The sequence below is a fragment of the Pseudomonas sp. DR48 genome (assembly GCF_019823085.1).
GTDB lineage: Bacteria > Pseudomonadota > Gammaproteobacteria > Pseudomonadales > Pseudomonadaceae > Aquipseudomonas.
In genome coordinates this window covers 246,372-272,374 of record NZ_CP081946.1, presented here as the reverse complement: position 1 = coordinate 272,374, position 26,003 = coordinate 246,372, and the positions used below count along the sequence as shown (strand labels likewise).

Below are 26,003 nucleotides of genomic sequence, written 5' to 3'. Positions count from 1 at the left end.
AGCAATGCGACGCAGAGGCGCACAGTTCTGGCTATGGACCAACACCCGGTTGCCTCTCCACACCCACGAAGAAGTGCTCAGCGACGGCGTACAGGTCGAAGTCCAGGCGCGGGTGAGTCATACAGGCGTCACTCAGGTGTTTATCGGGATATATGCCGACAGTGGTTGGGCGATTTGCGAAGAGTTTCATGACCGCTGTGTCGGTGAGTTTTACTGCACTGCGTTGAAGTGGGGCGCGCGGCGAGCCAGAGAGCTGGTGGCCGATACTCGGGCGTTTGTGGCTCCGCATCGGGTGCAGCTGACGTTGGACCCGGTGATCACCGATGAAACAACGCTGGCTCTGCGACGGATGGAAATGACCGAGCGTGAACGTCTGAAGATCCGCACCGACGACGCCTGGTTGGAATACGTGGCAGCGAAGGAGGCGATGCTCGATTTGATGCGCGCGCCCAAAGTCGATCCCGGGATCTGGGCGGACCATAAAGAGCGACTCAGGCAAGCAATTGATCGGCGCATCAGCGTGCAACGCGCCTATTTGTGTTGAGTCATTTGCCCATCGATACGCTCTTGGAGCGTAGTGCCTCAATGGTTTCGATCAACTCCTCGTAGGACACCGGTTTTCCCACGTGCTGGTCAAAGCCCGATTGCCGGGACTTTGTGATGTCGTTGTGGGCGCCATAGCCCGTCAGCGCAATGGCCGGCACATCCTTGGCGAGCGGTAGCTGACGTAACGCGCTCATCAGCTCGTGACCGCTCATGACCGGCATGCCAAGGTCCGAAATGATGAGGTCGAAATGCATGCTTTTCGCTGCATCCAGAGCTTCCACCGGGCGGTCGAAGGCGATGACTTCGGCGCCTTCCATTTCCAGCAGAACTTTCAAGGTTTCCAGCACATCGGCAGAGTCATCGACCAGCAGAATGGTTAAACCGCTCAGCCTTCCGCTAGCTTCTTCGTGCTGCGGGGCAGGGTGAGCCTCGCCATCCGTCCTGGCCATCGGCAGGCAGACGCTGAACGTACAGCCTGCCCCCAGCCCTGGCGAGCTGACTTCAACCGTGCCTTGCTGTGCTTCTGTCAATTGGCGCACCAGCGACAGGCCAATGCCCAGTCCCTCGCGGTGGTGCGAAGCGTGCTGCTTCTCAGCCTGCCCGAACAGATCGAACACGTGCTCGAGGTTCTCGGCGGCGATGCCGGTGCCGTTGTCTTTGACGTCCAGTCGCACCTTGTCGCCGTCCTGGCTGGCGATCAGTTGCACGCGACCGTTGGGCGGGGTGAATTTCAGTGCGTTGTTCACCAGATTCCAGATGATCTGCTCCAGGCGCGTCGGGTCGGCGTGAACCATCAACGGCTGCGAAGGCACTTCAAGCTCGACCGTGGTTTCGTGCTGTTCGTTGAGGACGACCGTATGAATGTCGCGCAGCACGCTGACCAGGTCCACGGTGACCGATTGCAGCTTGAGCTTGCCGGTTCGCACCCGCGCGACATCCAGCAGGTCGTCGATGATCCGCGCCTGGCTGTTGACGGCATCGCAGATCGTGTTGACGGCCTTGGCGGCCGGGGCCACAGACTTGGTCACCGGCAACCGGCGCAGCAGCTCGGCGTTGAGCTGGATCAGGTTCAATGGATGCTTGAGTTCATGGGACATGACCGCGAAGAACTCATCCTTGAGGTAGCTGGTGTTGCGGGTCTCGGCCAGTGCCTGGCTTTGTTCCTCGTGCTGGCGCTTGTGGCCGGTCAGGTCGCGGGCGATTTTCACGTAGCCACGCAGATTGTCGCCAGTGAGTAGCGTCACCTCACCACTGCAATAGAAGCGGCTGCCATCCTTGCGCTGGTACCAGCGTTCGTCTTCGCTGCGACCTTGGGTGCGGACCCTCTGCAGCTCGGATTTGGGGATGCCGGAGGCGCGGTCTTCTTCGGAGAAAATGAAGTCGTAATAAGCGCCTTCAGCCTCGGCCTTGCTGTAGCCGAAAATCAACTCGGCGCCTTTGTTCCAGCTGGTGATCACACCTTGTTCATCGAGGGTGATGATTGCGTAATCGCGGGTGCTTTCAGCCACCAGGCGCATGCGTTCTTCGCCCAGGCGCAGCTCTTCTTCGGCGGCGCGGCGCTTGGTGATGTCGATGAAGGTCAGCACCGTGCCGTCGATGTGGTCTTCGCTGGAGCGGTAAGGCAGAAGACGGGCGATGTACCAGCGATTGTCGGTGCTGCTGATTTCACGTTCGATCATGTTCAACGATTCGAATACCAGCGCGGCATCTTTGGCCAGGTCGTCGTATTGCAGGCGATGGGTGATATCGAGCAAGGATCGTCCGGTATCCACCGGCAACATGCTGAAGATGTCCGTGGCGCGCGGCGTGAACCATTTGATCCGCATACCCCGGTCGACAAACACCGTGGCGATGTCGGTCGAGGCGATCAGGTTGGTCAGGTAGTCGTTGATCTTGTCGGTTTCTTCAACTTTGGTTTTCAGCTCGTAGTTGACCGTCAACAACTCTTCGTTGATCGACTGCAGCTCTTCCTTGCTGGTTTCCAGCTCTTCGGTGGCCGAGCGCAGTTCTTCGTTGATCGCCTGCATTTCTTCGTTGGAGGCCTTGAGCTCTTCGCTGGAGACTTCCGATTGTTCAATGGTGTCCTGCAAGTGCAATTTGGTGCGTTGCAGTTCCCGTTCAAGGTTGGACAGGACCTGGCTTTCGGTTTGCAACAGGGTCGTTGCTTCCTGTTCGGACGGGTCGATTTCGGCTTCTTCGAAAATCACCAGGACAAATTCGCCTTCCGACTCGTCGTCCTTATACGGCTGCGCCAGCAGGTCGATCCTGTAGCGTCGATTGTCGCGCGTGATAGGCACCGCGCGGGATTTGACCGCCAGGCCGCTTTGTTGAACCTGGAACAGCGTGGTGCGGATTTCCAGGCGCAACTCAGGAAGGATCAGCGTCAGCAGGTTGCGTGACAACTCACCGCCCACATAGCGCAGGAAACGTCCGGCGCTTTCGCTCATGTGCAGGATGTCGGCGTTGGCATCGACAATCATGCTCGGTGGCGCTGTCCGTTCCAGGGCGCGCTGATGAATGTCACTGAAGGACAGCTTGCGCTGCACCGCGTTTTGCGGGGTCTCGCGGGAAACATTGGAGCGCACGTAACCACCACGCGGCATGGTCGGGGTTCGACGGCTGTTGGCGGTGCCGGTTTTGGCGCGGAAGATCCGGTTGCGCTTGTCCACTGGGGCGAATAGCTCGTGGCACGCGTCCGCGCTTTCGGAGGAGCCCAAAAACAGAAAACCGCCCGGGCGTAGCGCAAAGTGGAACATCTGCAGAATTTCGCGTTGCACTTCGCGATCCAGATAGATCAACAGGTTCCGGCAAACGATCAGGTCGATTTGCGAGAAGGGCGGGTCGGACAACAGGCTGTGTTTGGCAAACAGGACTTTTTCGCGCAGCTCCTTGCGAATCCGGTAGTGGTCGTCTTCCTTGACGAAATAATTGCGCAGGCGCGTTGGCGGCACATCGGTCACGATTGCTTGCGGATACAGGCCTGCGCGGCCGACGCTGATGGCACGTTCGTCGATGTCGGTGGCGAACAATTGCAAGGTGGCTTTGCTGGAGTCGAGTTGCAGCTGGTCACTGAGCAGCATCGCCAGGCTGTAGGCTTCCTCGCCCGTGGAGCAGCCCGCCGACCAGACGCGGATTTCTTCTTTTTCGGGTTGCGCCGACACGGCCGCGCTGACTAGTTGCGGCAGCACATCGCGTTCCAGAGCCTCGAACGCTTCGCGATCGCGAAAGAAATTGGTCACGCCAATCAGCATGTCGCCCAGCAGGGCCTTGGTTTCTTCCGGGTTGTTTTGCAGGTAGTGATAATAGGCCGCGAGGTCAGGTTGTGCCGTAACCTGCATCCGGCGCTCGATACGCCGCAGCACGGTTGCGCGCTTGTAGTGCTTGAAGTCGTGACCGGTGCCGGTGCGTAACTGGATCAGGATGTCGTGCAGCAATTGCTCGGCGATCGCCGCATCGCGCTCGGACACGGACGCGAAGGATTGCAGTTCCGGGTCGTTGGCGGTGGGCAAGCTGATTTCCTGGGAGTTGTGCCACAACTCCAGCAGCTTCTGCGGCATTTCCACCACCGGTAACACCAGGTCGACCATGCCCGTCTCGATGGCGGCGCGGGGCATGCCGTCGAATTGGGCATCTTCCGGCGCCTGCGCCATGGTGATCCCGCCATGCTCCTTGATGCGCGACAAACCGACCGCACCGTCGGAGCCGCTGCCCGACAGCACCAGACAGAACGCGCGCTCGCGGTGCACTTCGGCCAGGTCGCGGAAGAACAGGTCAATGGAGGCGTGTCGGCTCTCCTTCAGGTCGTTGTTGCTGACCTCCAGCACACCGTCGCTCATCGTCAGCCGTTGAGCCGGGGAAATGACGTAGATGTGGTTCTTCTCGATCGGCACCGTTTCAGTGACTTGCAGCACCGGCATCCGGGTCGATTCCTGGATGATCTTGTCCGCGATGCTCTGGTGGTCGGGCGACAGGTGAAGAATGATCACGAACGCCATGCCGTTGTCGTGTGGCATGTGTTCGAAAAACAATTTGATGGCTTGCAGTCCGCCCGCCGATGCGCCAATGCCGACCACCGGAAAGTCCAGGGTGCTGGGGCTCAAGGCTTTTCGCTTGGGAGCGTTGGCCGAGTGGGGGGGAGTGCTGGTCATTTCTGCTGCCTTAGCCGGCGTTAGGGGCATTGAATTCAAATAGGTCTGAACGGGCTTTAATAAAGCAGGATAATCCCGTTTTTCAATAGCGCCTTCAAATATTTAGAGGCACTTTGCTGGCATGCGTTCTCAAGTGAACGGCACTGCTGGCCGATAACCCGATCGGTCATGGTCTTCTCCTTAAACTGCCTGGAAATCTTCGATGCTGTCGTATCACCAAAAGCGTTTTCTGATCGTCGATGATTTCTCGGACTTTCGCAGTTCCGTCAGGTCCATGCTGCGCGAATTGGGGGTCAAGGACGTCGACACCGCGGACTCCGGTGAACAGGCGCTGCGCATGTGCTCGCAGAAGGCCTACGACTTTATCCTGCAGGATTTTCACCTCGGCGACGGCAAGAAAAACGGTCAGCAGGTGCTCGAAGACTTGATGGTCGAGAAGCTGATCAGCCATGAAAGTGTGTTCGTCATGGTCACCGCCGAAACCAGCCAGGCGATGGTACTCAGTGCGCTGGAGCATGAACCCGACGCTTACCTGACCAAGCCGTTCAACCGCTCGGGTCTTGCGCAGCGCCTGGAGCGTCTGGAACAACGCAAGAACCTGCTCAAGCCGATTCTGCAAGCGCTTGATCGCGGCAAGCCGATGGAAGTGCTCAATGCCTGTATCGAGCTGTGCAAGAAGGACATCCGTTATTCGCCACTGTGCCTGCGATATCGCGCGGACGCGTTGCGTGACTTGAATCAGAACGAAGCGCTGGAACGCCTCTACGACGGCATCATTGCTGATCGGCCTTTGCCTTGGGCGTTTGCCGGGCTGGGCAAATTGCTGTTCAAGCGTGGTCAGGTCAGCCAAGCCAAAGGCGTCTACGAAAAAGCCTTGAAGGTGTTTCCGATGATGCCGGCGCTGTATGACGGCATGGCCGACGTGCTGGTGGCCGAAGGTGACAACAAGGGCGCACAGAAGGTGCTGGAAGAGGCCATTCGCCTGTCGCCGCTGGCGGTGCGCCGGCAAGCGCAGCTGGGCAAGCTGGCGATGGCCAACGAAGATTTCGAAACGGCCTCCAAGGCTTATCGCCAGGCCGTGTCCCAGGGTGCTCAATCACGTTTCAAGGATGCCGAAAGCAACCTGGGCCTGGCCCACGCCTTGATCAGCAAAGGCAGCGAGAAAGGCCTGGATACCCGCACCCGGCTGGAGATCAACACGACACTCAGCCAGGTCGCCAAGGAGAACCCGTCTGACCCGGGCCTGCAAATCCGTGCGCGGCTGATGAAGGCCACCAGCCTGTTGCTCAACGACGCGGAAACCGCGGAAAAACTCACCGAGCAAGCAATGATGCGCCTGGACGGCATGGAGCAGTTCATGAGCGCCGAAGCGGCGCTGCTGGTGGCCAAGCAGCTGCAAATGCTCGGGCAGGCCAGTGCCGGTGCGTCGATGTTGAAGAACTGCGCGGAAATTTACGGTGACGACCCTGTGGTGATGCAAGGGATCGCCAAATTGACCGATGATCCGACGATTCTGAATTCAGGCAACGTGGCCTCCGATCTCAACCGCCAAGGCGTGCAGATATACAAGACCGGCAACCTGGTCGAAGCCCGGGCGGTGTTTCGCAAAGCGCTGGCCCTGCAACCGAAAAACATCAGTATCGCGCTCAATATGGCGCAGTCGTTGTTGCACGGCACGGACACCAGCGTGCCTTCGCCCGAGCTTGAAGAATGTCGCGCCTGCCTGAAACAGGTCGGCATGATGCCCGACACCGACGCGCGTTATCCGCGCTACCAGAAACTGAAAATCAAGGCGTTCAGCGGATGAGCCAAGAGTACCCTGCACTGGATTTCTCCACGGTGATTGCCTCCACCGTGCACGACATGAAGAACTCGCTGGCTATGCTGATGCAGGCTCACAGCCAATGGATGGGGCGCTTGCCCAACTCTGAGCGGCAGAGTCCGGAGCAGGGCGTCATCGAGTTCGAGTTCGCTCACCTCAACGGCATGCTGGTGCAGTTGCTGGGGCTGTACAAGCTGGGCGTCAATCAGATGCCGTTGCAGCCGGCCTACCATGAGCTGGATGATTTCATCGAAGCGCAATTGGCCGCTCATCAAGAAGTGTTCGCCAGTCGCGGCATTATCGCGACCTATGAAGTCGACCCCCTGTGTCCCTTGGGGTTCTTCGACCGGGAGCTGGTTGCCTCGGTGCTGGCCAACACCATCAACAACGCCATTCGTTACGCCCGCCAGTCGCTGCTGATCAGTGTCAGCGACGAGGCCGGTCAGTTGATGCTGACCATCAATGACGATGGCGACGGCTATCCCGTCGAGATGATCGAGCGTCAGGCCGACTATGTGCAGGGCATCAATCACAGCAGCGGCAGCACAGGCCTGGGCTTGTATTTCGCCGGCCGGATCGCCGCCTTGCATCAGCGCAATGGCGTGGAAGGGCGCACCCGGATCAGCAACGGCGGCCCGTTGGGTGGCGGCGTGTTCAGCCTCTATCTGCCCTGACGTTTCTTTTTGTGTGTGCTGCTTGATATTCCGAACAGGCGGAGCCTATTTTGTACGGGTCGCCGTTCGCGGCTTGCACCACTACAAAGGATTGCGTCATGACAACCGATGGCCAGCGTTCACTCGCGCAGCGATTGACCGGCATTGACGAGATTGAATGTGTCACGCCGGACTTGAACGGCGTGCCGCGCGGCAAAGTAATGACCGCCGAAGGATTCCTTGAAGGGCGACGTTTGCAGATGGCGCGGGGTGTGCTGCTGCAATGCATCATGGGCGGCTACCCGCCGGCACGGTTTTACGGCAGTGACGACGGCGACCTGGCGCTGGTGCCTGATCCGGCGCAGATCCATCGCCTGCCCTGGAGCAATCCACCGCGGGCGTTGGCCATTTGTGACGCCGACGAACTGACCGGCGAACACTCGAACCTGTCGACCCGTGGCCAGCTCAAGGCGGTCATCGCGCGTTACGCGGCCCTGGGCCTGGCGCCAGTGGTGGCGACCGAGGTGGAATTCTTCGTGTTCGCCCCCAATCCCGATCCGACCCAGCCGTTCCAGCCGCCGCTGGGCCTGGACGGTCGACGCGAAGACGGTCATTCGGCGTTCAGTGTCAGTTCCAATAACGGTTTGCGGCCATTCTTCAGTGACGTCTATCAATGCATGGCGGCGTTGGGCCTGCCGCGCGACACCTTTATGCACGAGATGGGCGTCAGCCAGTTCGAGATCAATTTGCTGCACGGCGATCCGTTGCTGCTGGCCGACCAGACGCTACTGTTCAAGCATCTGCTCAAAGAAGTCGCGCTCAAGCATGGCTTGACCGTGGTCTGCATGGCCAAACCCTTGGCTCACACGCCGGGCAGTTCGATGCACATTCACCAGAGCATCGTCGAGATCGGCAGCGGGCGTAATGTATTCAGCGACGAGGCCGGGCAGCCGACCGCCACCTTCCGTCATTTCATCGGCGGCCAGCAGGCCTGCATGGCGGATTTCACCGCGCTGTTTGCGCCGAACGTAAACTCCTATCAGCGCTTGTGCCATCCCTACGCGTCACCGAATAATGCCTGCTGGTCCCACGACAACCGAGCCGCCGGGTTGCGCATTCCCGCCAGTTCGCCGGCCGCTCGTCGGGTCGAGAACCGTCTGCCGGGCGCCGATGCCAATCCGTACCTGGCGATCGCTGCCAGCCTTGCCGCCGGTTTGCACGGTATTGAAAACGAACTGGAGCCGAGCGAGGCGATCCAGGGTGAATTCCAGGTGCCGGATAATCTTTCGTTGCCGTGTACCTTGCATGCCGCTCTTGAACGTCTGAAACGTAGCCAATTGGCGAAGGAACTGTTTGGCAATGAGTTCATCGAAGGCTACGTCGCTTCGAAGACCATGGAGTTGACCAGCTTCTTCGATGAAATTACGCCCTGGGAGCGCCGTGTCCTGGCTGCTCAGGCCTGACGATCCATCGTCTACGGTCTATCTTTTCGGATAGCCCGACTCTCACTGCAAGGAGCCGCTCGGAACGCCGATGCGCCAAATCTGGAAACCTTTTCGAGCGCTTTATTTTGCCTCGCTGATGATGTTGATCGGCTCTGGCTTGCTGAGTACGTACCTGGGCTTGCGCCTGGCGGCCGATCACGTCGACAGCCTGTGGGTCGGTGCGTTGATGGCGGCCAACTATTTTGGCCTGGTGCTGGGCGGCAAGATCGGGCACCGGCTGATTGCCCGGGTCGGACACATTCGAGCCTATTCGGCCTGCGCCGGTATCGTTGGCGCGGCGGTACTCGGCCACGGCCTGATCGACTGGCTGCCAGCCTGGATATTCCTGCGGATCATCGTCGGCCTGGGCATGATGTGCCAGTACATGGTCATTGAAAGCTGGCTCAACGAGCAGGCCGAAGCTTCGCAGCGTGGCACGGTGTTCAGCGGCTACATGATCGCCTCCTACCTGGGGCTGGTGCTGGGTCAGCTGATTCTGGTCATGCACCCGGCGCTGGGCCTGGAGCTGCTGATGCTGGTCGCCTTGTGCTTCGCGCTGTGCCTGGTGCCGGTGGCCCTGACACGCCGGATTCACCCGGCACCGTTGCATCCGGCGCCAATGGAGCCGCGGTTCTTCATCAAGCGTGTGCCGCAGTCGTTGAGTACGGTGCTGGGGGCGGGGCTGATCATTGGCTCGTTCTACGGTCTGGCGCCGTTGTATGCCTCGCAGCAAGGGTTGTCCACCGAGCAGGTTGGTCTGTTCATGGGTAGCTGTATTTTTGCCGGACTGGTGGTGCAGTGGCCGTTGGGCTGGCTGTCCGACCGTTATGACCGGGCATTGTTGATCCGCTGTTTTGCGGTGGTGCTGGCCCTGACTGCGTTGCCGCTGGCCATCATGCAGCAGGTGCCGCTGGAGATTTTGTTTGTCGCCGGGTTCTTCTGTTCGCTGGTGATGTTCTGCCTGTATCCGCTGGCGGTGGCATTCTCCAATGACCATGTCGAAGGGGATCGTCGTGTCTCGCTGACTGCCATGCTGCTGGTGACCTACGGCGTTGGCGCCAGTATCGGGCCGTTGGTGGCCGGTGTACTGATGAAGCTGTTTGGCAGCCACATGCTTTATGCCTTTTTCAGTTTCTTTGCGCTGGTGCTGGTGTGGCGCATCCGCCCCAAAGCCGTCACCAACCTGCATCAGGTCGACGATGCGCCGCTGCATCACGTGGCCATGCCGGACAGCATGTCCAGTTCGCCGCTGGTGGCGTGCCTCGATCCGCGTGTCGATGAGCAGGTGGTGCAAGACCAGATGCAGAGCCCGATCAGCCCCGAACCGGAGCCTGAACCGGAAATGGAACCGCAGGCGGATCCTCCACCTGAAGATCCGGACGCGGGCCGCGAGCAGAGTTTTACCGAGGCCCGGCCATAGGCCAAGGCATAAAAAAAACGGGCAGTCACCGCAAGGGACTGCCCGTTTTTTTGTTGACGCGTCGTATTACATGTCGTCTTTGTCGAAACGTCGTGCTTCGCGTTGCAACTGATAGACGAAGCGCTCGACTTGCCGCTGCACCAGTCCGCTCATGTTATGGAAGCGAACACCGGCAAAGGTAGTGGAGATCTTCTCTTCGAAGTGCAGGTAACGCAGCTCGACCGGCGCGGTCATGTTGCCGAAGGGCAGGGCGGCGACGAAGCGGTCATAGACCTGGCCCAGTTGCAGGCTGCTGGTGATGTCGCCTTCAAAACGCAGCTTGCAGCCGGTGGCCGAGATGTCCAGCAGCTTGCCGCCCAGGCTCGACTTGAGTTTGTCGCCACCCAGTTCGACGCTGACCAGTTGCGCCAGTTTCAACGCTGCACGGAACGCATTGCGGCGCTGGTGATAAACCACTTCAGCGGGCAGGGGGCCACGATAGCAGCGAGTATCGCCGGACTCATCGATGGTCAGCGCGCCATTGCTTTCCCAGGCGATGCGCACACCGTCGTGGAAGCCTTCAACTTTGTACGGTTCTCCGGCCAGCAGAAACCGTTCTCCGTCACGCGGGATCATTTCATCCAGGGCGATCATGTTGCGGTCGCGATCAACGTCCACCAGATAGCTCTGAAAGCGCTGGGTGCGCTCATGGAACGTGATGATCAGTGGGTCATGGCTGTCCTGAAGCTGGCGCAGGTTGCTGGAGATTTCCAGAGGTGTGGTAAGCACCTTGGGTGGCTGCGGGGCGTCTTCCGCGCTTTGGGTATTGAACACGGTTAATCAATCTCCAGGCAAAAAATGACTACGGCGAGCCAGCATTTTGCCAGCATGTTTCGTGTCTTGATAGGGCGTGTCGATGCAAAGGCTCAAGCCTGACTGAGCGGGCGCGGCTTCGCAAGCTTGGCGGTGGATCCGCGAGCATCATAAAGTGCGGGTGGTTCGCCGCCGGTGAGGATTTTCAGCTGATTGGCCGTAGCGGCTTGCTGAACCAGAATGGACTGGCCGTTACTGGCGTTCGCAGCCTGGCACTGAGCCAGGAGGTCAGTCAGTACATCGCTCTGTGCCAGCAACTGTTCGCCAATGCTGGAATGGCTGGCAAGTTGCTCGAGGCCTGTGCGATCGAGCGGCAGGTTGAGGCTGGCGAGGATTTCACTGCGCTTGCGGCCATGCTGGTCAAGCAAAACGATCAGTGCCTGTTTCTGCGCGAGAATCTCCTCGAGCAGTTGCATGTCACGACCATGCAAGGCGAGGGACTCGGTTTGCAGTAACTCCAGCAAGTGTTGCGCCGGGGCAAAGTCGTCGATGATCAGTTGCAGTAAATTAGTATCGTGCATGGCTGGCCTTGGGGTTTAAGCGTCCAAAAGCCTGGCGCAGGCAATGGCCTAGCGCTGGGCTTCGAAGTTGAGCAGTTTGCTGGCTACACGGTTGCTGTCGACTTTATAGCTGCCATCGGCGATTGCTGCTTTCAACTCTGCCACGCGGGCGTTGTCGACGGCAGGCTGATCGCGCAGCTTGTCAGTGACCTTCTGCAACTGTTGAGCCTCATTACTGAGGTGTACCGATTCCCCGCTTGTGACGGTACTGGCCTGTTCGGCCGGGGTATTCAGCGGCGCGGATTTGCCGGCTTCGGCTGTTTCCTTCGCGGCGCTGGTACGCGTACTGCCGGTAAGTGGCGAGGAGCTGTTTAAACGGCTGAAATCGATGACCATGATAAAAAACCTCTGGGTATTTGGACGCTTGCCATGTTTTCGGCTCTCCCTGCAAAAACTTTAGGCCCATTTATCAATGAGCGTGCAAGTGCCAGTGCTTGTCCTGCCTGGTGCACAGTTTAGGGAACCGCCGGGCAACGCGCCATCTCTTCACCCATAGAGCCAGAGATATCTACATAGCCACTTCCACTTGGCCTGGCGCGATCACCTGCGCCTTGATGACCCGGTTGGAATTAAGGTTTTTCACTCGAATCTGTTCACGCAAGCCGCCGTTGGACAGCGCTTCGCCGGGCATGCGCACACTGAGCGTACCACTGCGCGCGGTAATCACCACTTGGTCGCCCTTGCTGATGACTTCCGCCTGTTCCAGATGGACCAGCGTCAGGACCTGATCGGCGACCGTTGGTCGGGTAAGTTTTTGTCCAATGGCTTGATCCAGCGCGGTGAAATAACCCTGGTTGATCAGACTGATGTCGCGTTCGCGCAGCATCACGTCGCTGGGCTCGATGATACCGGCGCGCTTGAGCGGCCGAGTGGTCGTGACAACGTCCCGAAACAGGCGGACTTGAGCGGGTACGAACACGGTCCAAGGCGATGAGCTATCACAGCGAACCTTGACCGTGACCCGTCCGATCGGAGTCGCCGGGCTCTCCAGAGTGGCTGTCAATTCCTTGTCGCACATGGGCATATGCATACGTGGATCGAGTCGGTTGACTTCGATTTCGTAGCGGCCTTCGGTTTGACTGGTAGCCAAATAGTCTTCTACGGTGAACTCAAGAAAGCCCTGAGTGACGCCGATAAGCATGTCAGGCAAGGTAACCGCGTCAGCAAGGGCAGGGCTGCCAGCGTTGAACAGGCAAACGGCCGATATCGCACAAAGCAATTTGCGGGAAGTTGATGTCAGGCGTCGGAAAAATGTCGGTTCTGTGTTCATAAGAGTTAAAAAGCAAGCGCCGTGCCGTTTAGCAATGAATGGGCGTCGCAACACACTTAGCGTTGGTGTAGGAGTCTGTGCATGGCTGGTGTAATGGATGCGGTAAACCAGCGCACGCAACTGGTGGGGCAGAATCGCCTTGAGCTGTTGTTGTTCCGTCTTGACGGCCAGCAGCTGTATGGGATCAACGTGTTCAAGGTTCGTGAGGTGCTGCAATGCCCCAAGCTGACCCTGATGCCCAAGTCCAGTCCTGTCGTGTGCGGTGTAGCAAATATCCGAGGGGCGACCATTCCGATTCTTGATCTGGCAATGGCAACCGGCTCCGGCGCGCTTAAGGATCAGAGCAATCCGTTTGTGATCATTACGGAGTACAACACCAAGACCCAGGGTTTCCTGGTGCGCTCGGTGGAGCGCATCGTCAACATGAACTGGGAGGAAATTCATCCGCCTCCCAAGGGCACCGGGCGCGATCATTACCTGACCGCTGTGACTCGGGTCGACAATCAGCTAGTCGAAATCATCGACGTCGAGAAAGTGCTGGCGGAAGTGGCGCCGACACCGGAAGCGATTTCGGTCGGCGTGGTGGATGTCGAAACCCAGCACAAAGCATTGTCGCTGCGGGTCTTGACGGTCGATGACTCATCGGTGGCGCGCAAGCAAGTGACGCGCTGCCTGCAAACGGTCGGCGTCGAAGTGGTGGCGTTGAACGACGGTCGGCAAGCGCTGGAATACCTGCGCAAGCTGGTCGACGAGGGCAAGAAGCCGGAAGAAGAGTTCCTGATGATGATTTCCGACATCGAGATGCCGGAAATGGACGGGTACACCCTTACGGCGGAGATCCGCGCCGACCCGCGCATGCAAAAGCTTCATATCATCCTGCATACTTCGTTGTCGGGCGTATTCAATCAGGCGATGGTCAAGAAAGTCGGTGCTGATGACTTTCTTGCCAAATTCCGCCCTGATGACCTGGCATCCCGGGTAGTCGACCGGATCAAAGCAGCAGATATCAGCTAGGGGCCTTTTGTCCCTGGCGGTTCAACACGATTTAAGAGGCGGTATCTTTGTCTACGGGTAATTTGGATTTCGAACAGTTCCGGGTATTCCTGGAAAAAGCCTGTGGCATTTTGCTCGGTGAAAACAAGCAATACCTGGTCTCGAGCCGTCTCAACAAACTGATGGAACAGCAGGGTATCAAGTCGTTGGGTGAACTGGTCCAGCGCATTCAGACCCAGCCGCGCAGTGGTTTGCGCGAGATGGTGGTGGATGCCATGACCACCAACGAAACCCTGTGGTTTCGTGACACCTATCCGTTTGAAGTCTTGAAGAACAAGGTGCTGCCCGAAGCGATCAAGGCGGCCCCCGGCCAACGTCTGCGGATCTGGTCGGCGGCGTGCTCGTCGGGTCAGGAACCGTATTCGCTGTCGATGTCCATCGATGAGTTCGAGCGGGTCAACATGGGCCAGTTGAAAATGGGTGTGCAGATCGTTGCCACTGATTTGTCCGGCACCATGCTGACCAACTGCAAGACCGGCGAGTACGACAGCCTGGCCATCGGCCGTGGCCTGTCGCCCGAACGCCTTCAGCGTTATTTCGACCCCAAGGGGCCGGGACGCTGGGCCATCAAGGCGCCGATCAAGAGCCGTGTGGAGTTTCGCTCGTTCAACCTGCTCGACAGCTACGCGGCCCTGGGCAAGTTCGATATCGTGTTCTGCCGCAACGTGTTGATCTACTTTTCCGCCGAGGTGAAGAAAGACATCCTGTTGCGCATTCACAGCACCCTCAAGCCCGGCGGTTATCTGTTCCTCGGCGCCTCCGAAGCGCTGAACGGTTTGCCGGATCACTACCAGATGGTCCAGTGCAGCCCGGGGATCATTTACCAGGCGAAGTGATGGATTGGCGGCACACATGAAAACGGGAGTCCTCAGGGGCTCCCGTTTTTTTGTGCCTGTCGATATCCCGCAAACACTCCAATTCAAATGTGGGAGCGGGCTTGCTCGCGAAGGCGTCGTGTCAGTCGACATCTGCTTTGATTGACACCCCGCCTTCGCGAGCAAGCCCGCTCCCACATTCGAATAGGTGCTGCCGGTGGGAAAGCGGCAGAAAAGCGGCAGACGGCGGAAACCGGTTGCCGCTTTTCTGGCATTGCCGTCTTGCCACCACCCCGCAAAGCCCCGGTTTACGGGCTTTTTTGAATTGGCACGCCGCTTGCTAAGTCTCTGTTACGAAAATCAGGTCACCCGAAGGTTTCCCGACATGAGCATCAGCTTCGATAAAGCGCTCGGTATCCACGAACAAGCCTTGGGCTTTCGCGCCCAGCGTGCCGAAGTCCTGGCCAACAACATTGCCAACGCCGATACCCCGAACTACAAGGCTCGGGATCTGGAGTTCTCCAAAGTGCTCGCTGCACAGAACGAGAAAACCAACGGCGGCACCTTTGCCTTGAACATGACCAACAACCGTCATATCGAAGCACAAGGCCTGGGTAACGGCGACGAATCGCTGATGTATCGCACCCCGATGCAACCGTCGATCGACCAGAACACCGTGGACGCTCAACTGGAACAGTCGAATTACGCGGAAAACGCGGTCGGCTTCCAGGCCAGCTTCACCCTGCTCAACAGCAAATTCAAAGGGCTGATGTCAGCCCTGCGCGGAGAGTAAATCATGTCTCTATCCAGTGTTTTCAACATTGCCGGTAGCGGCATGAGTGCCCAGACCACTCGCTTGAACACCGTGGCTTCGAACATCGCCAACGCCGAAACCGTTTCGTCGAGCATCGACCAGACCTATCGCGCCCGTCACCCCGTGTTCGCCACCATGTTCCAGGGCGGCCAGAGCGGCGGCAGTGATTCGCTGTTCCAGAACCAGGACGCGGCCGGTCAAGGCGTACAAGTGCTGGGCGTGGTTGAGGATCAGAGCAACCTTGAGGCGCGTTACGAGCCGAACCATCCGGCGGCCGACGCCAAGGGCTACGTCTACTACCCGAACGTCAACGTCGTGGAAGAAATGGCCGACATGATTTCCGCCAGTCGTTCGTTCCAGACCAACGCCGAAATGATGAACACCGCCAAAACCATGATGCAAAAGGTCCTGACTCTAGGTCAGTGATAAGGGGCAACTCAGATGAGTGTTACCGATTCCACCAGCAGCCTCAGCGTCAATGACATTCTGGCGAACTCTTCCGTCAAGTCCAGCAGCTCCACGTCGGGCGGCATTGCCTCCGCGACCAACAGCGCGACGGGTGGTCAGGCGCTGGGCAAGGATGCGTTCCTGCAATTGCTGGTGACCCAGCTCAAAAACCAGAACCCGCTGGACCCGCAGGACAACAGCGCGTTCGTCGCCCAGTTGGCCCAGTTCAGCAGCCTGGAAGGCATCACCACGCTCAACAGCACGGTCAGCTCGATTGCCGGCAACTACAGCTCTTCGCAAGCGTTGCAGGCGTCTTCCCTGGTCGGCCGTTCCGTGATCGTGCAGACCAACAACATCCAGGTCGATGATCCGACCAAGGCCGTCAACGGCTCGGTCAACCTGACGTCGTCCATCGCCAGCGGCACCGTGACCGTTGCCGACAGCACTGGCAAAACCATCAGAACCATCGATCTGGGCACCCGTGCGGTCGGTAGTTCCAGCTTTACCTGGGATGGCAAGGACTCGAGCGGCAATCCCGTTCCGGTCGGCGCCTACACCATCAAGGCCAGTGCACCGGTCAACGGCACGGCGACGGACCTGGCGGTTTACCTGCCGGCCACCGTCAACAGCGTAACCTTGAGCCAGACCGGCGGCGAGCTGACGCTCAACCTGGCGGGCCTGGGCCCCGTCGCCCTGTCCAAAGTTCAAACCATTGGTATATAGAGCCGACTAACCCGGCACAAAGGAGTGGAATATGTCTTTCAATATCGGCCTTAGCGGTCTCTATGCAGCCAACAAACAACTGGACGTGACCGGTAACAACATCGCCAACGTCGCGACCACCGGTTTCAAATCCTCCCGCACTGAATTTGAAGACGTCTACTCGGCGACCAAACTCGGCAGCGGCGGCAAAGTGGTCGGCAGCGGCGTGCGCCTGGCCAACGTGTCCCAGCAGTTCACCCAGGGTGACATCAACAACACCGGTAACGTGCTGGACATGGGCATCAACGGTTCGGGTTTCTTCGCCTTGAGCAATAACGGTTCGGTGTCCTACACCCGTAACGGTACGTTCAAGGTCGACAAGGACGGCTTCATCACCAACACCGATTACACGTCCCGCCTGCAAGGCTACGGCGTGGATGCCAACGGCAAGATCATCAACGGCGTGTTGACTGACCTGAAACTGGACACCTCGAACCTGGCGCCGAAGTCCACTTCGGCTGTGGCATCGACGATCAACTTGAACTCGACGGCTCCGGTCATCGACGATACCGTCCCGGCGGGCAAGTTCGACCCGACACTGACGGCGACCTACACCAAGTCGTTCAGCACTCCGATCTATGACAGCCAGGGCAACCAGCACACCATGGATCAGTACATGGTGAAAACGGCTGGCAACACCTGGAAGGTTTATACCCTGGTCGATGGTCGTAACCCGGATGCTACCGGCAGCGACCCGAAAGTCACTGCCCCGGTCGCTTCGACACTGTCGTTCGACTCTGGCGGCAAGTTGACTCAGGTCAGCACGCCCCCTGGAGTCATCAGCACTGACTTGAAGCTGAACAACTGGGTACCAGGCACCGTGACCAATGGCGTCTGGACAGCCAACGGTGCCGCCGCCAACCCGGCAGGCGTAACCATTTCGTTGGCCAAGACTACCCAGTACAACGCTGACACCGCCCGTTCCATCCCGACCCAGGACGGTTACGCCACTGGCCAGATCACCAACCTGACCATCGACGGCACCGGCACCCTGTTCGCCAACTTCAGCAACAACCAGAGCAAGGCCATCGGCCAGGTTGCGCTGGCCAGCTTCACTAACGAACAAGGCCTGCAAGCGATTGGCGGTACCAGCTGGAAAGAGACTTACGCCTCGGGTATCCCGGGCTATGACGCTCCGGAAACCGGGACCCTGGGCTCCATCCAGTCCAACTCCCTGGAAGAGTCCAACGTCAACCTGACCAACGAACTGGTCAACCTGATCAAGGCGCAGAGCAACTACCAGGCGAACGCCAAGACCATCTCCACCCAGAGCACCATCATGCAGACCATCATTCAGATGACCTGATGCGGGTTAGCGCTGCATAAAGAACCCCTCGCAAGAGGGGTTTTTTTTTGCCGGGATTATTTATGTGGTGCCGAAGTTTTGGTGGTATGTGCAGGCCTCTTCGCGGGCAAGCCCGCTCCCACAGGCGACCGGGGTGGCCCAGAGAAATGCGATCACAGTGGGAGCGGGCTTGCCCGCGAAGGCGTCAGCCCGGCCGCCACTTTCCTTGAGGTAAAAGAAAACCCCCGACAGTCCAGAGGACTGATCGGGGGTTTTCGAGTCAGCGCCTTTCAGCGCTCACCGGTTCAGCTTATTGGCAAGCTTCGCAATCCGGCTCGTCGATGGCGCAAGCCTTCGGTACTGGAGCAGGACCGGCTGGAGCTGCCAGGACCGAATCTTCACCGTGGTTGCCGCCGCTGGAAACAGCGTTCAGTTTGCCGGTGTTGATGGTCGACTTCTCGGTGCTGGTCGCGGCCAGGGCACGGAGGTAGTAAGTGGTTTTCAGACCACGGTACCAAGCCATGCGGTAGGTCACGTCCAGCTTCTTGCCCGAGGCGCCGGCGATGTACAGGTTCAGCGATTGAGCCTGGTCGATCCACTTCTGACGACGGCTTGCCGCGTCAACGATCCACTTGGTGTCCACTTCGAACGCAGTCGCGTAGAGCTCTTTGAGTTCTTGCGGGATGCGCTCGATCTGCTGCACCGAACCGTCGTAGTACTTCAGGTCGTTGATCATGACCGCGTCCCACAGACCGCGAGCCTTCAGGTCGCGAACCAGGTACGGGTTGATCACGGTGAATTCGCCCGACAGGTTCGATTTCACGTAGAGGTTCTGGTAGGTCGGTTCGATCGACTGCGATACGCCAGTGATGTTGGCGATGGTCGCGGTCGGTGCGATGGCCATGATGTTGGAGTTACGAATGCCTTTCTGTACACGGGCACGAACTGGTGCCCAGTCCAGGGATTCGTTCAGGTCAACATCAATGTACTTCTGGCCACGCTGTTCGATCAGGATCTGTTGCGAATCCAGCGGCAGGATGCCTTTGGACCACAGCGAACCCTGGAACGTCTCGTAGGCGCCGCGCTCGTCGGCCAGGTCGCAGGAAGCCTGGATCGCGTAGTAGCTGACCGCTTCCATCGACTTGTCGGCGAACTCGACGGCAGCGTCGGAACCGTAAGGAATGTGCTGCAGGTACAGCGCGTCCTGGAAGCCCATGATGCCCAGGCCGACCGGACGGTGCTTGAAGTTGGAGTTCTTCGCTTGCGGCACCGAGTAGTAGTTGATGTCGATCACGTTATCGAGCATGCGAACGGCGGTGTTCACGGTGCGTTCCAGCTTGGCGGTGTCCAGCTTGCCGTTGACGATGTGGTTCGGCAGGTTGATCGAGCCCAGGTTGCAAACGGCGATCTCGTCCTTGTTGGTGTTCAAGGTGATCTCGGTGCAAAGGTTCGAGCTGTGGACCACGCCCACGTGCTGCTGCGGGCTGCGCAGGTTGCACGGGTCTTTGAAGGTCAGCCATGGGTGGCCGGTTTCAAACAGCATGGACAGCATTTTGCGCCACAGGTCTTTGGCCTGGATGGTCTTGAACAATTTGACCTTGCCTGGGTATTCGGTCAGGGCTTCGTAGTACTCGTAACGCTCTTCGAAAGCCTTGCCGGTCAGGTCGTGCAGGTCAGGCACTTCGGATGGCGAGAACAGGGTCCACTTGCCGTCATCGAAGACGCGCTTCATGAACAGGTCAGGGATCCAGTTGGCGGTGTTCATGTCGTGGGTACGACGACGGTCGTCACCGGTGTTCTTGCGCAGCTCGATGAACTCTTCGATGTCCATGTGCCAGGTTTCCAGGTAGGCACAGACAGCGCCTTTGCGCTTGCCACCTTGGTTAACGGCGACGGCGGTGTCGTTCACCACTTTCAGGAACGGTACAACGCCCTGGGATTTGCCGTTGGTGCCCTTGATGTACGAACCCAGTGCACGAACCGGTGTCCAGTCGTTGCCCAGGCCGCCAGCGAATTTGGACAACATGGCGTTGTCGTGGATCGCGTGGTAGATGCCGGACAGGTCATCCGGCACGGTGGTCAGGTAGCAGCTCGACAGCTGTGGACGCAGGGTGCCGGCGTTGAACAGGGTCGGGGTCGAGGACATGTAGTCGAAGGACGACAACAGGTTGTAGAACTCGATCGCACGGTCTTCCTTGTTCTTCTCTTCGATCGCCAGGCCCATGGCCACGCGCATGAAGAAAATCTGCGGCAGTTCGAAGCGGATACCGTCCTTGTGGATGAAGTAACGGTCGTACAGGGTTTGCAGGCCCAGGTACGTGAACTGCTGATCGCGCTCGTGGTTGATCGCCTTGCCGAGTTTTTCCAGGTCAAACGTGGCCAGGACCGGGTTCAGCAATTCGAACTCGATACCCTTGGCGATGTACGCAGGCAGGGCCTTGGCGTACAGGTCGACCATTTCGTGGTGGGTCGCGCTTTCGGCGACGTTCAGGAAGCTCAGGCCTTCGGCACGCAGGGTGTCCATCAGCAGGCGGGCGGTCACGAACGAGTAGTTCGGCTCACGCTCGACCAGAGTACGGGCGGTCATCACCAGGGCGGTGTTGACGTCGGTCAGGGCCACGCCGTCGTACAGGTTCTTCAGGGTTTCGCGCTGGATCAGGTCGCCGTCGACTTCTTCCAGGCCTTCGCACGCTTCGGTGACGATGGTGTTCAGGCGGCCCATGTCCAGCGGAGCAAAGGTGCCATCGGCGCGGGTGATGCGGATCGACGGGTGAGCGTTGACGGCTTCTTCGGCCGGTGCGTGGGCAGCGCGTTCTTTGGAACGGCCGTCACGGTAGATCACGTAGTCGCGAGCCACTTTCTGCTCGCCGGCACGCATCAGGGCCAGTTCGACCTGGTCCTGGATTTCTTCGATGTGGATGGTGCCGCCCGATGGCATGCGACGCTTGAAGGTCGCGGTGACTTGTTCGGTCAGGCGGGCAACGGTGTCATGGATTCGCGACGAGGCGGCAGCGGTGCCGCCTTCAACTGCGAGAAACGCTTTGGTGATCGCGACGGTGATCTTGTCATCGGTGTAAGGAACGACAGTGCCGTTACGCTTGATCACGCGCAGTTGACCAGGCGCGGTGGCGGACAGATCCGAAGTCGAATCAGCGGCCTGCGGCAAGGTGCCCTGCGGGTTCTCGCGAGTTGTGTCGGTTTGCATGGGGGGTTGTCTCCACATTCTCTATGTTTGTTTGGGCACCATCACGGTGCCCACCGTTCTGTCCTGAAGCACTACAACCGACGAGATGCCGGGTATAACAACTTCGAGACAGTAGGAAAAAGGCTAATGATGCCGCTTCCTTGCCGAAGTCTTTGGCCGCGAGCCTGGGCTCGAAGCCGGATTCCTTTCAGGGTGCCAGTTATGACTGCAACACCCGTACCGTTCTGACCGTTCAGGCCTGGAAAAACGGTGCCATCCGCGCACGCGGTTTGGGCTTGTAAATTCGTGCTTGGTTCAACCTGCAACACGCAATAAAGCGCTTGAGTTTCAGGTCTGAAATGTGGTTGGGCTTTTAAGCTAAAACCCTACATGTAGGGTTTTTTTCGCGCCGAGGTACAAGATAATGCGTTTTGGAGGGTGTTGCAACGTACTACCTGTGGATAAACCTGTGCGTAAATTGTGTGTGAAACGTGGAACGGGCGTGTAGGCCGCGACCTAGCTGGAGCGAACCGTTTTCCACTGATTTTCAGCGATTGAAAACAGTCATTCGGATTTTTAAGGGCGCGAACCCTATCACAAAAAATCCGCTTGTCCGAACGCATCTGTCGGCTTGTGTTCTCGGCGTTCGGCGTTTATACAATCGGCCAGTGCGTACGCATTCTTATCCTCCCCAATCATTACAAAAAGACGGGCGGATCCTTCCTTATAAGTGTTGTTGGCAAGCAGAGGTCACCGTGGAGCAAGAAGCCTGGCAGGTATTGATTGTGGAGGACGACCAGCGTCTGGCCGAACTGACCCGCGAATATCTGGAAGCCAACGGCCTGCGCGTGTCGATCGAAGGCAATGGCGCGCTGGCCGCTGCGCGCATCATCAACGAGAAGCCGGACCTGGTGATCCTCGACCTGATGCTGCCGGGCGAAGACGGCCTGAGCATCTGCCGCAAGGTGCGCGACAAATATGACGGCCCGATCCTGATGCTCACCGCCCGCACCGACGACACCGATCAAATTCTTGGCCTCGACCTGGGTGCCGACGATTACGTGTGCAAACCGGTGCGCCCGCGTCTGTTGCTGGCACGGATCCAGGCGCTGTTGCGCCGCAGTGAAGCCCCTGAGGTGGCCCCGGAAAAACAACGGCGCCTGCAGTTCGGTCCGCTGGTGGTGGACAACGCGCTGCGCGAAGCCTGGCTCAATGACAGCGGTATCGAACTGACCAGCGCCGAGTTCGACCTGCTGTGGTTGCTGGTGGCCAACGCGGGCCGAATCCTGTCCCGGGAAGAGATTTTCACCGCGCTGCGCGGCATCGGCTATGACGGCCAGGACCGCTCCATCGACGTGCGCATCTCGCGCATACGTCCCAAAATCGGCGACGACCCGGATCATCCGCGACTGATCAAAACCATCCGCAGCAAGGGTTATCTGTTCGTTCCGGAAGCCTGCACCCCGTGAACTCGATCTTCCTGCGCATCTACGGCGGCATGTGCGCGGCGCTGATTCTGGTGGCTGTGCTGGGCGTGCTGGCGTTGCATTTGCTCAATCAGGTGCGCAGCGAGCAATACCGCGAGCGCCTGGCCCACGGCACCTTTTCGCTGATGGCCGACAACCTGCAACCGATGAACGATACCGAGCGCCACCGGGCCTTGCTGGTGTGGGAACGCTTGCTCGGCATTCCATTGGCGTTGAACACCTTCGCCCAGACCGACCTCGACCTCACTCAGCGCACCCGCGTGCTGCGTGGCCAAGCGCTGGTGGAACAGACCGGCCCGCATGCGGCGAAGGTTTACCGTCTGGTCAGCGAGAAGGAACAGCTCGTTCTCACGGGTGAAGTCCAGCAGATCAGTGAGCAACTGGCGCGGGCCACCATTTATCTGTTGGCCGACGAACTGGTGCGCGTACCGGTGGCCGAACAGCCCAAGCGTCTGGCGCAATTGAAGAAAGACAAAGGTTTTGGTTTCGACCTGCGCCTGGTCACCGTCGACCAGGCGGACATGGACGAGGACCAGAGCCGCCGCATCTCCGAGGGCGACACGGTGATGGCGCTGGGCAAGGGCGGCGATTCGATCCGGGTGTTCGCCGGCATGGTCGGCACGCCGTGGGTGCTGGAAATCGGCCCGCTGTATCAGATGAATCCGTATCCGCCGGAATGGCTGGTGTTGATCGCGGCCCTGGGGTTGAGCCTGATCGGTTTGATCGTCTATCTATTGGTGCGTCAACTGGAGCGCCGCTTGCGTGGCCTCGAAGCCGCCGCCACGCGCATTGCCAAAGGCAGCCTGGAAACCCGTGTGCCGGCACGTGGCGCCGATTCGGTGGGGCGCCTGGCCTCGGCGTTCAACGGCATGGCCGAGCACTTGCAGCAGTTGCTGGCCATCCAGCGTGAACTGGTGCGCGCGGTCTCCCACGAATTGCGCACACCGGTGGCGCGCCTGCGTTTCGGCCTGGAGATGATCGGCTCGGCCACCACGCCGCAGGCGCTGGAGAAATACCTTGAAGGCATGGACCATGACATCGAGGACCTCGACAAACTGGTCGATGAGATGCTGACGTACGCGCGGCTGGAGCAGGGCTCGCCGGCGCTGAATTTTCAACGGATCGACCTGGATGCGCTGGTGACTCAGGTGATCGAGGAGCTGGCGCCATTGCGCGCCGATGTCACCGTGCAGCGTGGTTTGTGTTTGTCGGCTGCCGATTGTGATGACGCCTGGGTTGAAGCCGAGCCGCGCTATCTACACCGGGCGATGCAGAACCTGGTGAGCAACGCCATGCGCCATGCGTCGTCGCGGGTGACTGTCAGTTATCAGGTTGGGCAGCAGCGTTGCCGGGTGGACATCGAAGATGATGGGCCGGGCGTGCCGGAGTCGGCGTGGGAGAAAATCTTCACGCCGTTCCTGCGCCTCGATGACAGCCGAACTCGCGCCTCGGGTGGGCATGGTCTGGGCCTGTCGATCGTGCGACGGATCATCCATTGGCATGACGGGCGGGCGTTGATCAGCAAGAGCAAAAGCCTGGGCGGGGCGTGTTTCAGCCTGAGTTGGCCGAGGAGTCAGGAGAGGCGCTGAGATTGTTGGTGTTCTTTAGGGCCTCATCGCGGGCAAGCCCGCTCCCACAGGGATCTCAGGTGCTGCGTAGATCGTGTGGGAGCGGGCTTGCTCGCGATGAGGCCAGTACACGCACCGAAAATCCTCAGGCCTTGATGCTTACCAGACTCAACAGCTGCCCATCCTTGATCCCAAACTGCGCGTCCAGCTCAGTGCCGTTGCGCCACTCGGCGGACAAATCCGTCAGCAAGCGCAACCTCACTTCACCAGTCTCACTCCACTCCAGCACTTCAGCGTGCTCAAAATAAAAACGCTGCTGGACAATCGGATACAGCGCCTTGAACAAGCTTTCCTTCACCGAAAATGTCAGCGTCACCAGCAGCGCCAACTGATCGCGAGCACCGGCTGCCATGCGCTGCATCTCCGCCGGTATAAGGATTTCCCCGGCCAGGCGCTCGGCCCGTTCCGGGTTGAGCAGGTTTTCCAGGTCCATCCCCAAACCGCGCCAATCACTTTTCTTCGCCACAATCGCCGCCGCACGGCCGGTGCTGTGGGTGATGGAGCCGCTTATATGCGCAGGCCACACCGGGGCACGATCGTCACCGATGGCCGGGATGAAACTCAGCCCTTCCAGTTGTTGCAACGCGGCGCGTGCACAAACACGCCCGGCGAGAAACTCGGCCTGACGCTTGGCGACCGAGCGCTGAATGCTCGCTGGCGGCTCGATGGCGCTGCGCTGGAAATCATCGCTGGCCAGTTGCGCGGTATCGAAGTGAGTGCTCAACAGCACGGTATCGGGCAGCACAAACGGCAGCGGCCAATGGGCATCGAGTGGGGTGCAGCATACGGGCAGGGCGGGGACGGAATTCATGTCGGGCATTTTGCCGGGTTGCTCTCGGGCTGGGTAGTGCAAAGGTTCAAACCGAGGCGCGGCCATCGCGGGCAAGCCCGCTCCCACATGGATTTGTGTTGCAATATAGATCCAGTGTGGGAGCGGGCTTGCCCGCGATGGCCGCGCCTCGGTCTGTCCGATCAGCCAAAAATCTTCTTGAAAAACGCCTGCATGTCCGCCCAGGATTTTTCATCCGCCGATTTGTTATAGCCAATGTCCGGCCCGCCGTGATCGCCATGGCTCAAGCGATCTGCATCCGGATTGCTGAACCCGTGCTTGGCGCCTTCAAGGCTGACGAACTTGTAGTCAGCCCCGGCCTTGTCCATTTCAGCCTTGAACGCCGCCACATTGTCCGCCGTCACCATGCTGTCCAGAGCGCCATGCTCCACCAGGATTTTCGCCTTCACGCTCCCCGGTGTCGCTGGCGTCTGGGTCGCCAGCGCGCCGTGGAAGCTCACGACACCGGCCAATGGCACGCCTTGGCGCGCCGCATTCAGCACCACGCCGCCACCGAAGCAGTAACCGATGGCGGCGATTTTATTCGGGTCGGTCTGCGCCTGTTTCTTCAGCAAGTCGAGCCCGGCCTTGAAGCGCGCACTGGACGCGGCACTGTCTTTAACCGCCGCCTGCATGAAGGTCATGGCGTCCTTGGGATGTTCGGTGTTCTTACCGTCGCCATACATGTCGATGGCCAGGGTGCTGTAGCCCAGGCCGGCCAAGTCGCGGGCGCGGCGTTTGGTGTAGTCATTGAGTCCCCACCATTCGTGCACCACCACCACGCCAGGTCGTTGGCCTTTGATCGCGTCGTCGTAAGCGTAATAGCCGATCAGGTGGGTGCCGTCAGGGCTCTGATAGGGGATTTCCTGAGTCTTGATCGCGGCTTGGCTAAGCCCGCTCAAGGCCAGTAATAGGAGGGCGAGGCAAACACGCATGGTCGGATC

Annotated in this window: 22 protein-coding genes; 14 read left to right on the top strand and 8 right to left on the bottom strand. The window is 59.2% G+C overall.

From position 1 onward, the window contains the following. Positions 1–4 precede the first annotated feature (4 nt). Entirely contained in the window at positions 5–544 is a 540-nt protein-coding gene (locus K5K95_RS01235) for a hypothetical protein (protein ID WP_222588068.1), read from the top strand. A gap of 1 nt (position 545) precedes the next feature. On the opposite strand, the gene K5K95_RS01230 is transcribed toward K5K95_RS01235, so the two are convergent. After that, the gene (locus K5K95_RS01230) at positions 546–4,694 is read right to left on the bottom strand and encodes a CheR family methyltransferase (RefSeq protein WP_222588067.1); all 4,149 of its coding nucleotides are present in this window, start codon (positions 4,692–4,694) and stop codon (positions 546–548) included. 202 nt (positions 4,695–4,896) lie between these two features. Here K5K95_RS01230 and K5K95_RS01225 point away from each other — a divergent pair, with 202 nt between their 5' ends. From K5K95_RS01225 to K5K95_RS01210, 4 genes are all read left to right on the top strand, one after another. Then, positions 4,897–6,501 carry a tetratricopeptide repeat-containing response regulator gene (locus K5K95_RS01225; RefSeq protein WP_222588066.1) on the top strand — a complete coding sequence of 535 codons (1,605 nt, stop codon included), beginning with the start codon at positions 4,897–4,899 and terminating at the stop codon, positions 6,499–6,501. After that, positions 6,498–7,190 (top strand): sensor histidine kinase, encoded by a 693-nt coding sequence (locus K5K95_RS01220; RefSeq protein WP_222588065.1) that lies wholly within the window; start codon positions 6,498–6,500, stop codon positions 7,188–7,190. The genes K5K95_RS01225 and K5K95_RS01220 overlap by 4 nt, the downstream gene beginning before the upstream one ends. A 200-nt stretch (positions 7,191–7,390) precedes the next feature. Then, positions 7,391–8,632 carry a glutamine synthetase family protein gene (locus K5K95_RS01215; RefSeq protein ID WP_222590261.1) on the top strand — a complete coding sequence of 414 codons (1,242 nt, stop codon included), beginning with the start codon at positions 7,391–7,393 and terminating at the stop codon, positions 8,630–8,632. A gap of 70 nt (positions 8,633–8,702) precedes the next feature. Further along, entirely contained in the window at positions 8,703–10,073 is a 1,371-nt protein-coding gene (locus K5K95_RS01210; protein ID WP_222588064.1) for an MFS transporter, read from the top strand. Between the two features lie 66 nt (positions 10,074–10,139). On the opposite strand, the gene K5K95_RS01205 is transcribed toward K5K95_RS01210, so the two are convergent. The 4 genes from K5K95_RS01205 to flgA all read right to left on the bottom strand — a co-directional run bounded on the left by K5K95_RS01205 (position 10,140) and on the right by flgA (position 12,755). Then, positions 10,140–10,886: a flagellar brake protein gene (locus K5K95_RS01205; protein ID WP_222588063.1), complete on the bottom strand. Its 747-nt coding sequence runs from the start codon at positions 10,884–10,886 to the stop codon at positions 10,140–10,142. Positions 10,887–10,978: 92 nt separating this feature from the next. Then, positions 10,979–11,446: a flagella synthesis protein FlgN gene (locus tag K5K95_RS01200; RefSeq protein WP_222588062.1), complete on the bottom strand. Its 468-nt coding sequence runs from the start codon at positions 11,444–11,446 to the stop codon at positions 10,979–10,981. A gap of 48 nt (positions 11,447–11,494) precedes the next feature. Further along, positions 11,495–11,821, bottom strand: coding sequence for a flagellar biosynthesis anti-sigma factor FlgM (gene flgM, locus K5K95_RS01195; protein WP_090187018.1), 327 nt, complete (start codon positions 11,819–11,821; stop codon positions 11,495–11,497). 172 nt (positions 11,822–11,993) lie between these two features. Continuing rightward, a complete protein-coding gene (flgA, locus tag K5K95_RS01190; protein WP_222590260.1) occupies positions 11,994–12,755 on the bottom strand; it encodes a flagellar basal body P-ring formation chaperone FlgA in 762 nt (253 codons plus the stop codon). A gap of 81 nt (positions 12,756–12,836) precedes the next feature. Here flgA and K5K95_RS01185 point away from each other — a divergent pair, with 81 nt between their 5' ends. From K5K95_RS01185 to flgE, 6 genes are all read left to right on the top strand, one after another. After that, positions 12,837–13,769: a chemotaxis protein CheV gene (locus K5K95_RS01185; protein WP_222588061.1), complete on the top strand. Its 933-nt coding sequence runs from the start codon at positions 12,837–12,839 to the stop codon at positions 13,767–13,769. A 47-nt stretch (positions 13,770–13,816) separates the two neighbouring features. Continuing rightward, positions 13,817–14,644, top strand: a complete 828-nt coding sequence (gene cheR, locus K5K95_RS01180; RefSeq protein ID WP_007899126.1) for a protein-glutamate O-methyltransferase CheR — start codon at positions 13,817–13,819, stop codon at positions 14,642–14,644. Between the two features lie 364 nt (positions 14,645–15,008). Beyond that, the gene (flgB, locus tag K5K95_RS01175) at positions 15,009–15,416 is read left to right on the top strand and encodes a flagellar basal body rod protein FlgB (RefSeq protein WP_222588060.1); all 408 of its coding nucleotides are present in this window, start codon (positions 15,009–15,011) and stop codon (positions 15,414–15,416) included. A 3-nt stretch (positions 15,417–15,419) separates the two neighbouring features. After that, the gene (gene flgC, locus K5K95_RS01170; RefSeq protein ID WP_007937507.1) at positions 15,420–15,863 is read left to right on the top strand and encodes a flagellar basal body rod protein FlgC; all 444 of its coding nucleotides are present in this window, start codon (positions 15,420–15,422) and stop codon (positions 15,861–15,863) included. Positions 15,864–15,878: 15 nt separating this feature from the next. After that, positions 15,879–16,607 carry a flagellar hook assembly protein FlgD gene (gene flgD, locus K5K95_RS01165; RefSeq protein WP_222588059.1) on the top strand — a complete coding sequence of 243 codons (729 nt, stop codon included), beginning with the start codon at positions 15,879–15,881 and terminating at the stop codon, positions 16,605–16,607. 31 nt (positions 16,608–16,638) lie between these two features. Next, positions 16,639–17,952 (top strand): flagellar hook protein FlgE, encoded by a 1,314-nt coding sequence (flgE, locus tag K5K95_RS01160; RefSeq protein WP_222588058.1) that lies wholly within the window; start codon positions 16,639–16,641, stop codon positions 17,950–17,952. A 289-nt stretch (positions 17,953–18,241) separates the two neighbouring features. On the opposite strand, the gene K5K95_RS01155 is transcribed toward flgE, so the two are convergent. Beyond that, positions 18,242–21,136, bottom strand: coding sequence for a ribonucleoside-diphosphate reductase subunit alpha (locus K5K95_RS01155; RefSeq protein ID WP_222588057.1), 2,895 nt, complete (start codon positions 21,134–21,136; stop codon positions 18,242–18,244). A gap of 140 nt (positions 21,137–21,276) precedes the next feature. Here K5K95_RS01155 and K5K95_RS01150 point away from each other — a divergent pair, with 140 nt between their 5' ends. The 3 genes from K5K95_RS01150 (at position 21,277) to K5K95_RS01140 (ending at position 24,191) form a co-directional block, all read left to right on the top strand. Continuing rightward, positions 21,277–21,417: a hypothetical protein gene (locus K5K95_RS01150; RefSeq protein WP_222588056.1), complete on the top strand. Its 141-nt coding sequence runs from the start codon at positions 21,277–21,279 to the stop codon at positions 21,415–21,417. Positions 21,418–21,870: 453 nt separating this feature from the next. Next, on the top strand, positions 21,871–22,584 hold the full coding sequence (locus tag K5K95_RS01145; protein WP_222588055.1) for a response regulator: 714 nt from the start codon (positions 21,871–21,873) through the stop codon (positions 22,582–22,584). Further along, positions 22,581–24,191: an ATP-binding protein gene (locus K5K95_RS01140; protein WP_222588054.1), complete on the top strand. Its 1,611-nt coding sequence runs from the start codon at positions 22,581–22,583 to the stop codon at positions 24,189–24,191. Before K5K95_RS01145 ends, K5K95_RS01140 begins: the two co-directional genes overlap by 4 nt. Before the next feature lie 124 nt (positions 24,192–24,315). Here the strand turns inward: K5K95_RS01140 and K5K95_RS01135 are convergent, their stop codons facing one another. Both K5K95_RS01135 and K5K95_RS01130 read right to left on the bottom strand, forming a co-directional pair. Continuing rightward, positions 24,316–25,041, bottom strand: coding sequence for a 4'-phosphopantetheinyl transferase (locus tag K5K95_RS01135; protein ID WP_222588053.1), 726 nt, complete (start codon positions 25,039–25,041; stop codon positions 24,316–24,318). 161 nt (positions 25,042–25,202) lie between these two features. After that, positions 25,203–25,994, bottom strand: coding sequence for a dienelactone hydrolase family protein (locus K5K95_RS01130; RefSeq protein WP_222588052.1), 792 nt, complete (start codon positions 25,992–25,994; stop codon positions 25,203–25,205). Positions 25,995–26,003 lie beyond the last annotated feature (9 nt).

Excerpts from the sequence above, each read along its gene's own strand:
- K5K95_RS01235 (WP_222588068.1), top strand. The coding sequence starts at position 5 with ATGCGACGCAGAGGCGCACAGTTCTGGCTATGGACCAACACCCGGTTG.
- K5K95_RS01230 (WP_222588067.1), bottom strand. The coding sequence starts at position 4,694 with ATGACCAGCACTCCCCCCCACTCGGCCAACGCTCCCAAGCGAAAAGCC.
- K5K95_RS01225 (WP_222588066.1), top strand. The coding sequence starts at position 4,897 with ATGCTGTCGTATCACCAAAAGCGTTTTCTGATCGTCGATGATTTCTCG.
- K5K95_RS01220 (WP_222588065.1), top strand. The coding sequence starts at position 6,498 with ATGAGCCAAGAGTACCCTGCACTGGATTTCTCCACGGTGATTGCCTCC.
- K5K95_RS01215 (WP_222590261.1), top strand. The coding sequence starts at position 7,391 with ATGACCGCCGAAGGATTCCTTGAAGGGCGACGTTTGCAGATGGCGCGG.
- K5K95_RS01210 (WP_222588064.1), top strand. The coding sequence starts at position 8,703 with ATGCGCCAAATCTGGAAACCTTTTCGAGCGCTTTATTTTGCCTCGCTG.
- K5K95_RS01200 (WP_222588062.1), bottom strand. The coding sequence starts at position 11,446 with ATGCACGATACTAATTTACTGCAACTGATCATCGACGACTTTGCCCCG.
- flgM (WP_090187018.1), bottom strand. The coding sequence starts at position 11,821 with ATGGTCATCGATTTCAGCCGTTTAAACAGCTCCTCGCCACTTACCGGC.
- flgA (WP_222590260.1), bottom strand. The coding sequence starts at position 12,755 with ATGAACACAGAACCGACATTTTTCCGACGCCTGACATCAACTTCCCGC.
- K5K95_RS01185 (WP_222588061.1), top strand. The coding sequence starts at position 12,837 with ATGGCTGGTGTAATGGATGCGGTAAACCAGCGCACGCAACTGGTGGGG.
- flgB (WP_222588060.1), top strand. The coding sequence starts at position 15,009 with ATGAGCATCAGCTTCGATAAAGCGCTCGGTATCCACGAACAAGCCTTG.
- flgC (WP_007937507.1), top strand. The coding sequence starts at position 15,420 with ATGTCTCTATCCAGTGTTTTCAACATTGCCGGTAGCGGCATGAGTGCC.
- flgD (WP_222588059.1), top strand. The coding sequence starts at position 15,879 with ATGAGTGTTACCGATTCCACCAGCAGCCTCAGCGTCAATGACATTCTG.
- flgE (WP_222588058.1), top strand. The coding sequence starts at position 16,639 with ATGTCTTTCAATATCGGCCTTAGCGGTCTCTATGCAGCCAACAAACAA.
- K5K95_RS01155 (WP_222588057.1), bottom strand. The coding sequence starts at position 21,136 with ATGCAAACCGACACAACTCGCGAGAACCCGCAGGGCACCTTGCCGCAG.
- K5K95_RS01135 (WP_222588053.1), bottom strand. The coding sequence starts at position 25,041 with ATGAATTCCGTCCCCGCCCTGCCCGTATGCTGCACCCCACTCGATGCC.
- K5K95_RS01130 (WP_222588052.1), bottom strand. The coding sequence starts at position 25,994 with ATGCGTGTTTGCCTCGCCCTCCTATTACTGGCCTTGAGCGGGCTTAGC.